This window comes from Lewinella sp. 4G2 (genome assembly GCF_001625015.1).
Classification (GTDB): Bacteria; Bacteroidota; Bacteroidia; order Chitinophagales; family Saprospiraceae; genus Neolewinella.
In genome coordinates, this window is record NZ_LVWJ02000014.1 from 3,845,321 (window position 1) to 3,856,843 (window position 11,523).

The 11,523-nt window shown below is 56.1% G+C and carries 7 protein-coding genes; 4 read left to right on the plus strand and 3 right to left on the minus strand.

Translation table 11 applies throughout. The features are described 5' to 3' along the window. Positions 1-24: 24 nt before the first annotated feature. Both A3850_RS15785 and A3850_RS15790 read right to left on the minus strand, forming a co-directional pair. Positions 25-1,212, minus strand: coding sequence for a sterol desaturase family protein (locus A3850_RS15785; protein WP_231915338.1), 1,188 nt, complete (start codon positions 1,210-1,212; stop codon positions 25-27). 83 nt (positions 1,213-1,295) lie between these two features. Then, positions 1,296-2,813 (minus strand): M28 family peptidase, encoded by a 1,518-nt coding sequence (locus A3850_RS15790; protein WP_068218610.1) that lies wholly within the window; start codon positions 2,811-2,813, stop codon positions 1,296-1,298. Positions 2,814-2,953: 140 nt separating this feature from the next. On the opposite strand from A3850_RS15790, the gene A3850_RS15795 reads away from it, so the two are divergent. The 3 genes from A3850_RS15795 to A3850_RS15805 all read left to right on the plus strand — a co-directional run bounded on the left by A3850_RS15795 (position 2,954) and on the right by A3850_RS15805 (position 8,692). Continuing rightward, positions 2,954-5,896 (plus strand): DEAD/DEAH box helicase, encoded by a 2,943-nt coding sequence (locus tag A3850_RS15795; protein ID WP_082921866.1) that lies wholly within the window; start codon positions 2,954-2,956, stop codon positions 5,894-5,896. Between the two features lie 205 nt (positions 5,897-6,101). Then, the gene (locus A3850_RS15800; RefSeq protein WP_157501286.1) at positions 6,102-7,169 is read left to right on the plus strand and encodes a class I SAM-dependent RNA methyltransferase; all 1,068 of its coding nucleotides are present in this window, start codon (positions 6,102-6,104) and stop codon (positions 7,167-7,169) included. A 101-nt stretch (positions 7,170-7,270) separates the two neighbouring features. Beyond that, positions 7,271-8,692, plus strand: a complete 1,422-nt coding sequence (locus tag A3850_RS15805; protein ID WP_068218617.1) for an MBOAT family protein — start codon at positions 7,271-7,273, stop codon at positions 8,690-8,692. Here A3850_RS15805 and A3850_RS15810 read toward each other — a convergent pair. Next, on the minus strand, positions 8,677-9,972 hold the full coding sequence (locus A3850_RS15810) for a hypothetical protein (protein WP_068218619.1): 1,296 nt from the start codon (positions 9,970-9,972) through the stop codon (positions 8,677-8,679). The two genes, A3850_RS15805 and A3850_RS15810, sit on opposite strands and share 16 nt — an antisense overlap. A 543-nt stretch (positions 9,973-10,515) precedes the next feature. On the opposite strand from A3850_RS15810, the gene A3850_RS15815 reads away from it, so the two are divergent. Next, positions 10,516-11,400: a M57 family metalloprotease gene (locus A3850_RS15815; RefSeq protein ID WP_068218623.1), complete on the plus strand. Its 885-nt coding sequence runs from the start codon at positions 10,516-10,518 to the stop codon at positions 11,398-11,400. Positions 11,401-11,523 lie beyond the last annotated feature (123 nt).

The following is an 11,523-nucleotide window of genomic DNA, read 5'->3' on the forward strand; positions in this document are numbered from 1 at the left end:
TTACAGCAGCGGTTCGCAATTACTTTAAACCACGACCTTTCGTGGGTTATTCTGATGCTCTAGCGCTTTTCCTCCCGTTTCCTGACCCGCTGGAATACTATCAGTGACCAGGTTGTCCTTGTAGAAGCCGTAGTATTTCTCCTTGTCCAGCGTCATGCCCGGGCCGCCGAACATGATGCGCCACCAGGCTTTGGGGTGGCGGTAGTTCTTCATGTCTACGAACATATCCCAGTGCTCGTGGAAAACCAGCTTGACGGGATTGTAGCTATCCACCGGCTTGAGAATCCCGTAATTGGGCGTCTCCTGCTCCGGACAAAAGGTGCCAAACATGCGGTCCCAAATGATGAAACTGGAGCCGTAATTCTTATCCAAATACTTCTCTTCCGTGGCGTGGTGAACGCGGTGGTGGGAAGGCGTAACGAAGAAGAATTCAATCGGTGCCCACATCTTATCGATCATCTCCGTGTGGATCCAGAATTGGTAAAGGACGCCCACCTGCATACAGATGAAGAAAACAAATGGATCAAACCCTAAGAGCGCCGCGGGGATGAAGAAGATCACCTTAATGTGCTGCGTCCAACTTAGCCGGAAGGAGACCGTAAAATTGTACTGCTCCGAACTGTGGTGAGTAACGTGGGTAGCCCACCAGAAGCGTTGCTCGTGGGCAATGCGGTGCGCCCAGTAACGGCAGAAATCGACGACGAAGAAACAGGCAATGAAGCTCCACCAAGTGGTGGGGATGTAGAGCGGCGTTAGGTTATAAAAGAAAAGGATGACGCCAAACGTCAGTGCCTTTACCATGGCCGTCGAGATCAGGTTACCGATGCCGACCCCGGCAGCTGCCAAGCCATCCTTTACGTCGTACTGGTACTTCATGGCGACGGCTTTGTTACCCGTTTCGAGGTATGCTTCGGTGGCCCCAATACGCTCCTGCCGGTCCTTCCACTTGGCAAATTGGTAGGAAGGCCAGCCGATTAGCCGTTCAACGAATCCCTGATTTTGGAAGTCGGCCCGGGCGGCAGCGCGGCGCTCCGAAAAAGCCGTTACGTCAAACCCAGCAGCTTCCGCCTTCTCTTCCAATTCGTGGACGTACTGAAAGCGCCTTAGTACCCATTCCATAATGGTGAGAAACGCCATCGCTGGGACGGCGTAAACGATCACGGGTGGGAAGTCGAGCGCGAGAATGTCTTCGTAGGAGTAATGGGGCTTCATACGAGCGTAGTTGGTGTGGGTTGATAGTAAGGCAATGCAGCTACAAGGTAAGTAATGTCGGACGCACGGGTAGAACGCAGTGATTACCGCGTCCCGTACAATTGTTTCCCGGCTTCCTCGTACTTATCCCCCGCCTTCCAGTAGGGGCGCACGTCGCGGTTAGCAATCAGGCGCGCCGCCAGGGTGAAAGCCTGGCAGTACTTCTTGAGGTAGGGCATGTTGATGGTCTCCGGGTTGTCCTTCACCTGGTGGTAGTACCGCATGATAGTATCGTCAAATTCCGTCATGCCGGGGCTGAAAGAAAGGGAGGGGACGCCCTTAGCCGAAAAGCTGACGTTATCGGAACGGTCGTAAAGATTTTGCTCCGGCGCAGGATCCTTAATGACCGTCAGGCCAAATGCAGCGCTAGCAACTTCTACCTGTTCATCGATTCCCGTCCGGTTGGACCCGATGAGCGAGATAGCCGTCGTGTCGTTGTAACCACCGCCGTCAGTATTGAAGTTGAAGACGGTCGATTCCAGAGGCACCAGGGGATTCTCCGCGTAGTGTTGGCTGCCGAGTAGGCCCATTTCTTCACCGGTCACGGCGAGGATAATGATGCTCCGTCGGGGCTTCACTTCGCTGAAGGCGCGGGCCGCGGCTAATAGGGAGATCGTTCCGAAAGCATTATCCCGGGCACCGTTAAAGATGCTGTCCACGGGTGTGTAGGCGCCACCACCCTGGGCGCCGACCCCAACATGGTCGAAGTGGGCCGTCATGAGCATGTACTCATCCTTCAGGTTGGGATCCGTTCCTTCAATGATCCCGCCTACGTTGCGGCTGGTCATCCGGGTCACCTGCATGCCGCTGCTGGCCATACTACCCTTCAGGCCTTTCTTTTTCTTTTGTAATTCTGGCAGGAAACCTTCCTCGGCCTTGATGAAACCATAGGGAATGGTCGCGCTTTCCGCACCGGAATCCAACGACATTCGGTCGCCACCAAAGTACCGGGTGAAGTTTGACCAGGGGAACGGTAGGGTGTAGACTTCAAAGATCCCAACGGCCCCGGCGGCTGCGGCGAACTCCGCCTTTTTGCTTACGCCCTGAAACACGCCGCGCTGGCTGGCGTCGGAAGGGATGCCGGCACGCGTAATGACCACCTTGCCCTTAACGTCGAGGTCCGCGTAATCATCGTGGCCGGTCTCCGCATCCACCCAACCGTAGTTGGCGAAGACTACTTCGGCATTCGCCTGGGCGGCGGGGCCGCGCATGATGAGCAGGTTATCCCCACTATTAAAGTTGTACTTACCCGCCAGCAGATTCCCGGCTTTGGGGCCGCGTACGGACATCAGGGGAACGTCCTGAAAGAAGCTGCCATCGTTGATGGGGGTGTAGCCAAACGCTCGCAGTTGGCTGGCGATGTACTCGGCAGCAATCTCGTTACCGACAGAACCCGTCCGGCGACCAGCCAGGTAATCGGATGCCAGCCAGTGCATTTCGCCAGCGAATACCGCTTCGGAAAAATTGAATTCGGGCAGGGTCCGGTCCACTACGCTCTCCTGGGCTACCATTGGCAGCGTGAAGAGAAGAAATAGCCATCCGGTCAAGGTAAAGTTTTTCATGGCGTGAAGGTACCAAAAAGCGGTTTTCCCAACGTGTTAACGCTACGTCAAAACATGGAGGAAAGCTGGCCAATAGGAGTCGCATTCTTTCTTTCCGGACTCGGCACGCCCTATTTTCGTGCCCCCTTAAAAACGCCCTGGTGACCCACCCCGAAATTCTCTTCGACGTCTACGAATACCGCACCGGCGTCTTTCTACCAAAGGCTTACGTCGTGGGGCGCAGCGAAGCCGGCCGGCTCGTCCACGTCCATCACACCGCAAGGGTTGATGGCTTGGGTGCCTACGATATCGAACTGACGGAACCGCTGCTGCGGGCTTTACAACTCGTACAGCTCCTTCGCCCGGCTGCGGTGGCCGAAAGCTTTCGCGGAGGTAGCCGCAAGTCACCTACCCTGCCGGGCTTGCTGTCCACCAAAAGCAAGGAACGTCCGCAGGTCATCCGCCACGTACAACACCGGCTGGCAGAGGTGCTCGATCTCTGCAAAACGCACGGTTGGGCCGTTACGGTCAACCTCAACGTCAGGGGCGTGCCCGAGGAGGACACGGTGAAGTTTCTGGCCAAAGATCCCTCCCCGAAGATCAGCTTTCAGCTTTCGGAAACCGGTTTAAGCTATCAACTACAACTACTTGATGCCGAAGAGAATACCAGCCTCATTCGCTACCACAAGTGGAAGGTCATCACCAATAGCCCTTCGCCCGGTTGGCTGTTGTGCGATCGACACCTTATCCGGCTGGGGCACCTGAATGGTAATCACATTAAGCCCTTTCTTTCGCGGGATAAGGTGCAGGTGCCGCCCGAAGAAGTGGCCGACTTTTGGCGCAAGTTCGTCGTCAAGATCGCACGTCGTCATACGCTGGAGGTGAGCGGCTTTGGGTACGCGGAAGTTGACCAACCGGACCGCTTACGCCTCGAGGCCAAGCTGCACCCCTTCGAGCACCGCTACCTACTCTACCCTACCATCTTCTACGGTGACCGGTCCTACGCACCGAATGACGCGGAGCAAAACGACGTGGCATTCTCCGTCACGCCGCCCTACTGGCTCAAAAGGATCATCCGCAACCCGGCGGCAGAGGCTGAACTGATGGGCCTCCTCGCCCCCTTCGCCTTGCACCCGCTGCCGAGCACAAATGCCCTCGCGGTAGCGCTGGATAACGATCGCTTCGCCGCCCTACGCTGGCTACTCGAAAAGCAGGACGATCTACGCCAATTAGGGGTGGAGGTGCTTTTGCCCGAGCACCAGGGCCACATCTTTAGCCGCGAGACGGGAAACATCGAACTGAGTTTCGGCGAGCTGGACGATTGGTTGGACCTACGGGGCACCGTGACTGTCGGAAAATTCACGATTCCGTTCGCGCGCCTGGTGCGTTTCATCCAGAAAGAGGAGCGCTGTTTCCCTTTGCCAGACGGTTCCATTTTTTTGATTCCGGAGGATTGGTTTGCGAAGTATAAACCCAGTTTTCAGTTTGCGAAAACGGAAGGCAAGCAGGTAAAACTGGCGCGGTCTCAGGCTCCGCTACTGGCTTCCCTTGGCTTAGAAGTCCCGCTGGAAGACGTTGCGGAATTGGTGGAAAATTTTAAGCCGAGCACTAGCCTCAAGGCTGATCTACGCCCCTACCAACTCGCTGGTGTCAAGTGGCTGGTTCGCCATTACCACCAACAATTGGGTGCTTGCCTCGCGGACGATATGGGCCTTGGGAAGACTCTCCAAACCATCACGGTGCTGCAGTACGCCAAGGAGCAGTTGGGCGCTGACGCAGGTGCCAAGCAAGGACCGGAGCCCGCCCCCAAACCGATGGCCACCCAAATGGACCTCTTCGCCCCGCCGGCGGAGGACGAAGTCTTTCTGCAACCCCTCCGCGCACTGATCGTACTACCGGCCAGCCTGGTGTACAACTGGCGGGCGGAGTTAACGCGATTTACGCCGGGGCTTTCCGTGGAGATCCACACCGGGCCCAAACGCCACAAGGATGCCCGCCTGCTCCGACGCTTCGACGTACTGTTGACGACCTACCAAACCGCACTGCGGGATAAGGACCTGCTGAAGGAAATCGACTTCACCTACATCGTGCTGGACGAAAGCCAGCAGATCAAGAATCGGAGCTCAAAGATCTTCCGGGCCCTGAATGAGTTCTCCGCCACGCACCGGATCAGCCTTTCGGGCACTCCGATCGAGAACAGTTTGTCGGACCTGTGGTCCCAAATGCAATTCATCAACCCCGGGCTACTGCGCGGCTACGCCTTCTTCAAACAGGAATTCATCGACCCCATTGAACAGCACGACGATGAGAAGCAAAAGGCCCAGTTGCGGCAATTGGTGACGCCCCATTTACTACGCAGGACCAAGGCGGAAGTAGCCCCGGACCTTCCGGAACTGGAAGTCCAAACCTTTTATTGCGAGATGAGCGAAGCGCAGCGGAAGATATACGAGCGCGAAAAATCAGCCGCCCGCAACGCGTTGCTCGGCAATTACGCGCCGGAGGACGGGCAGTACCGCCTCCGGGTAATCCAAACCCTGACGCGCCTTCGGCAACTCGCTAACCACCCCAGCCTTATGCAGGAGGATTACACCGGCGACAGCGGTAAATTCACCGACGTGCTGGACCAGTGGCGAACGGTCCGCCGCTCGGGCCAAAAAGTGTTGATCTTCTCCAGTATGGTTAGCCATTTGGAATTATTCAAAGCGGAGTTAATTCGGGAAAAGGAAGACTTTGCCTGGATCACCGGCTCGGTGAAGGGAGAAGACCGCGCTCGGGAGGTCACTCGTTTCCAGAGTGATCCCAAGCTATCCACCTTCTTCATCTCCATTAAGGCGGGTGGCACTGGGTTGAATCTTACCGCCGCCGACTACGTGTTCATCCTCGACCCCTGGTGGAACCCCAGCATCGAAGACCAGGCCATCGCCCGGGCCCACCGGATTGGCCGGGTGGGGAACGTCTTTGCGCGGAAGTTCATCAGTCGTGGGACGATCGAGGAGAAGATCAACCGCTTGCAGCAACGCAAGAAAAAATTGGCGGAAGACATTCTCGGCGGATCGGGCAGCCAGAGCTTTGATCGGGGTGAACTTGGGTTTCTATTGGAGTAGTTGTCAACTCCTTGAAATACAACTAGTGCCGAGTGTAAAGATGATAACCGATTGACCCGTAACCACGCAAGCTTTCAGTGGCCCGGAACGCGTACCTTCGTCCGTCAACTAAAATTACCGCGCCATTCGCATTTTTGCCACCACTACGCTTGCCGGTCTTGAGGACCACCTCGTTCAGGAAATCACCGCGCTGGGTGGCCAACGCGTGGAAGCCAGCCGCCGCGTCGTCTACTGTGAGGGGGACAAGACCTTCCGCTACCGCGCTAACCTGGAATTACGAACGGCCATCCGCGTCCTGGAAGAAGTCGGCCACTTTCGCGTAAGGAACGAGCAGGAGCTCTACAACGGCCTCAAAAAGATTGACTGGGCGCCCTGGCTCAAGGTGGATGGCAACCTGTGGATTGATTGCGTCACCCAATCGGAGCGCTTTCGCAACGGCGTTTACCTCTCCCAACTGTTTAAGGATGCCATCGTGGATCAATTCCGCGAAAAGACCGGGGAACGGCCCAGCGTGGATAAGGAAAACGCGGACCTTTACCTGCACCTGCACGTGGACCGGGAGAACTACGTATCGGTTTCCCTCAACAGTTCCGGGGCCGGGCTGCACCGCCGGGGTTACCGCAAGCGGACGGGCGGGGCTCCACTGAACGAAGTCCTGGCCGCCGGCATGTTGTGCCTGGCGGGCTACGACGGGGAAGTTCCCTTCGTCGACCCCATGTGTGGTTCCGGGACCATCGTCGCGGAGGCGGCCATGATCGCTGCTCACCAGGCGCCGGGATTGCACCGCGACTTTGCCTTCCAGCGCTGGCCGGATTTTGACGCCGGCTTGTGGTCCTCCATTAGGCAGGATGCGCTAAATGCCATTCGGCGGCCACCCCACCCGATCCACGGGTCCGATATCGATGAGCTAACCGTCAATTTGGCCCGACTTACGCTGGATCGAACTGGCCTGCTCCCCCACGTCCAACTTACGGAAGCTGACTTCAAGCACGCCGTGGCCCCTACCCCCGTAAGCGAAGAGAACGGTGGCCTCGTGGTCATGAACCCTCCCTACGAGATGCGGCTCCAGACGGGCGACATTGAGGGTTTCTACGAAATGATCGGCGACACCCTGAAGACCAACTGGCAGGGGTATTCCGCCTGGATCATCAGCGGAAATTCCGATGCGCTGAAGTCGGTCGGGCTCAAGACCTCCAAAAGGATCCCGATGATGAACGGCCCCATTGAGGTACGTTTCTGCCGCTACGATCTGTACAAAGGCAGCAAAGAATAGTGATGATGGCTGACGGCGTCCATTGGTATTGGTTCACACCATTCGTCGCTCTCACGAGTGGCCCCGCTCCTATTGCGAAGTCCCTGCCTAAGTAATCAGGAATGGTCTTTGCCTCCATACTTTTTCTGCTGTACTTCCTGCCAGTCTTTCTGGTCGTCTACACCCTGGCGCCCGAAACGTGGAAGAATGGAGTGATCCTCGTCTTTTCGATCTTCTTCTACGCCTGGGGAGCGCCGACCTTCGTCTTCATCCTATTGGCTTCGACGATTGCCGACTTTTACCTCGTCCGTAGCCTCTATCGTACCGTTAGCCCGCGGGGGAAAAAGCTGCGACTTTACCTGAGTCTCGGCCTTAATCTCGGCCTGCTCGCCTACTTCAAGTACGCTAACTTCTTCGTGGATAACTTTAATGGTGCGCTGGAGGTACTGGGTTGGGGACAATTGGGTTGGGCGGAGGTGATGTTACCGATCGGGATCAGCTTCTACACCTTTCAGACGCTTACCTATTCGATTGATGTCTACCGGGGCAAACTCAAGCCATTGGATCGGCTGGCGGATTACCTGCTCTTCATCATGTCCTTCCCGCAAATGATTGCCGGGCCGATAGTTCGGTTCGAGGAAGTGGCCGGGCAGTTGCGGGATCGCCAATCCACCGACGCCGACAAACTGCTGGGCTTCCAACGCTTTTGCGTGGGCCTGGCGAAAAAGGTTTTCATTGCCAACGTGCTGGGGGCGAAGGCTGACCAACTCTTCGCCTTACCGGCGGATGACCTGACGGCGCCAATGGCTTGGCTCGGCGCCATCGCCTACTCGGGTCAGATCTATTTCGATTTCGCGGGGTACTCGGACATGGCGATTGGGCTGGGCCGAATGATGGGTTTCCGTTTCCCGGAGAACTTCAACAGTCCGTACATCGCCACGAGCATCAGCGACTTCTGGCGGCGCTGGCACATCACCCTTGGCCGGTGGATGCGGGATTACCTCTACATCCCCCTGGGTGGCAACCGGGTGGACTCGAAACTGAGGTTGTACTTCAATCTATGGGTCGTGTTCCTGCTGAGTGGCCTTTGGCACGGCGCGTCGTGGAACTTCGTCATCTGGGGTGCTTTCCACGGGCTATTTCTGGTGCTGGACCGGCTCTTTCTTCTGAAGTGGCTGAAGGCAGTCGGAGGGTTTCCGTCCGTTATTTTCACCTGTTTCGTGGTGATCATCGGTTGGGTATTTTTTCGGCTGGACACCTTTGGTGAAGCGGTGGATTTTCTGGGCGTGATGTTCGCCGGTTCGTGGGAAGGACTGCCGGAGGCCTCCATAAAATTTTGGTGGACGCTCGGATTCAGCCTCGCATTCGCCTGGGCGGGGCTTACAAGTTTTGGGAGACGACTGGAAACCATGATTTACCCACCGCAGACACCGACCGTTACGGGCATGGCGGGCTGGTTATTGCTGGGTCTGGTCGTTTATGCCTTAGCCTGTGCGGTCATCACGAGCCAGGGCTTTAATCCCTTTATCTACTTCCGGTTCTGATTGTTGAGGGCTTCCTTCCGCATCTCTTCCAGGATCATGAATTCTGCATTCTCGTAAAGGGCTGCTTCCACCTCCTGCCCCTTCTCCAGGGCGGATTGCTGGATGTAAGCGAACCACTTTTCGTCTTCCCTAATGCGCGCCATCATGGCTTCCACCCTGCGTTTAGGCACGGCCCCGTTTGGGGTGAGGTAGGATTCTACGGTGGCGGCGAGAAAGCCGTTGCCCATCCGTTGGTAGTGGTTTTCGGTTTCGAAAAGGACGACCATATCATGTTCGTAGAGTACTTCCGGCAGGTTGATGTCCGCCATATCTCCCTGGTCCGTGCCGTCGCGCATCAAGCGGTTGAAGTAGTAGAGGAAATCTCCGTTGCCGAAGAATTTCTGGTTTACGCCGTGGTGGAGGTACTGGTTCCAGAAGAAGCTGTCGCCTACGAATAGGATTCTGGGTTGGGGTTTATCCGGGTTACCTACGTGCCAGCTCGGGTAGGCCAGGGGGTAGCCGTCCGGCTCCGTGGGGAGGTTCATTCCGTAGAAGATATCCGCTTCGGTCCCCCGCTGTTCGCGGCTCACTTCTATGCTATCGATAGCCAGTTCTGGCATATCGATATCCAGTCGTTGTTCGACGTAATTGATGAGGCTATCCATGGCGATCAACTGGCCGTACTCCGTCCAGTGAATCCCTTGTTTAGGGAAGAGGGGGTACTGGGTGGTATCCTTCATTTGGCGGAACCACTCGTTAAAATTTAGGTGTTCGATCTGGCGCTGCCGCAGGATGCTGAGTAAGGACGTTTCGTTGGCTGCGTTGAGGGGAAGACTGGCGTAAGGCTCCGGCCGATACTCCGGAAAGTAACTTCCCTTCCCCGGTGCCATGACGACGAGGAAGTCGACCCCGTGAGCCGCCAGGCTATCACGGACAAAGGCCATTTCCTTCCCCAGTTTTTCGATGGTGGCGTGGTCCGCTGCGTTCGTACCCGTGGCGGCTTGCAGGTATTCTTCTTCGAAAAGGTAGCCCTCCTTGCCGGCTACGACGGAGTTGGCGTGGATCTCACCGAAGACGAAGTAATCCTTTCCGTTATTGGTCCGGACGAAATCATTCCGGTAGCCGAATTGCTCGCGGAGGTAATTACTTACCGATGCTTGCCACGTTCCATCGAACCAGCGTTCAGCGCCCCAAACCGGACGCTCGACGGGCGTATGCCCCACCAGGCCCATGCCTACCTTCCCGGTGAGGAGCAAGGGCAAGCAGAGGATGACTAGTAAAAGAATTAAGAGCACGCGCATGGTGGCAAAGATCGGGCAAGCTAGATTAATACAAGTGTATGCCACGACTCCGGCAATTCAGGACTAGCCACTAGCAGGATTCGAGCGTGGACCCATAGCTAACCCGCAGGCAACTATTCGCACTGCCAACAAATAGATGTAGGTACAAACATTACATGGCTTAATATTATACCCGTGAATAGTTTGATAATCCAAATTATATACCTAGCTTGCGATCAAGAAGGTAATAATCTACCTTCCGACTCGCTTTTCTTAGGTTACAGATTCACACCAAACCAACACCCATACTCCCTATACTTTAGTTACTGATCGTCAGCAATGATGCGGTACGTACGCAGTTTCACGCAACGTGAGCTGAGGTATTTTTAGTGTCATTTCTGTCTTATCGGCAACGCTCTAAACTAGTAATCCACTCGTAAGGTGGGTTTGCAGAGGACGCTCAGTCTGGCGCGGAATTTCTTTCCGTCGACGGCGCTGGACGGGGTGCCTCAACGGACCTTCCTTTGCTTTTTCACCATTTTCTCTCATTCCTTATTTCATATCATGAAGTACACGCTTTTTACCGCCGCAGTATGTGGCCTCTTCGCTTTCACCTCCTGTACGGAGGAAACCAACCAACTTGATTCCGCCCCCGCCGCGGAAGACGTTTCCATCGACTTCATTCACGACCATGAAGAAAATGGACAGACCGGCCTACAGGACGTCCCCTTTGCGGATGCTCTCCAAGCCCACGCCGAATCCACTTCCGAGGATTACTTCAACGCTGAACGCAGCACGGTAACCCGCCCGGATGGAACCACCGAAGCCGTCTACACCGTCGGTGGAGACATTGAACTGAGCAAAGAAGAGCTTGAAAAACTCCGCGGAATGGACGACGCGCTGCTCAAGCAGTACCGCACGTTCAACACCGTATCCCGCCGGACCATCCGCGTCGTCGGGTACACCGGTGGTAGCAATGCCCTGACCTCTAAGATGCGGACCGCCCTGCGCTGGGCCGTTAACAACTACAATGCGTTGAACATCAACAAGACGTTCCAACTGCGTTTTGCTTCCGACACGAACGGCGACATCGTCGTTTACCGCGACCCCAATAACCAGGGTGCGGGTGGTGTAGCCGGCTTCCCATCCGGTGGTAACCCCTACAAGTGGGTCCGCATCTACAACGGGATGGAGCAGTACAACACCAACACGAACGAGCACGTCATGACGCACGAGATCGGCCACTGTATGGGTCTGCGCCACACGGATTACGCTACGCGCCAGTCCTGCAACGGTTCCGGTGAAGGTTCTGGCTCCGCCGGTGCGGTTTACATCCCCGGCACGCCCGGTGGCTTTGACGCCAACTCCGTAATGCTCGCTTGCTTTGGCTCCAATGAAGACGGCGAATTCGGTTTCTACGACCGCGTTGCGCTGGAATACATGTATTAAAGGTTATTTACCTGAATCAAAGCGGTTTAGCTACGCTACTCCGGTCCAGGTATAGAGCTCGCTGGTGTCTCAGCAAGCTCGAAGATCCAACACGCTTTGTTTTGCCCGCCTTCGGACTTTCCG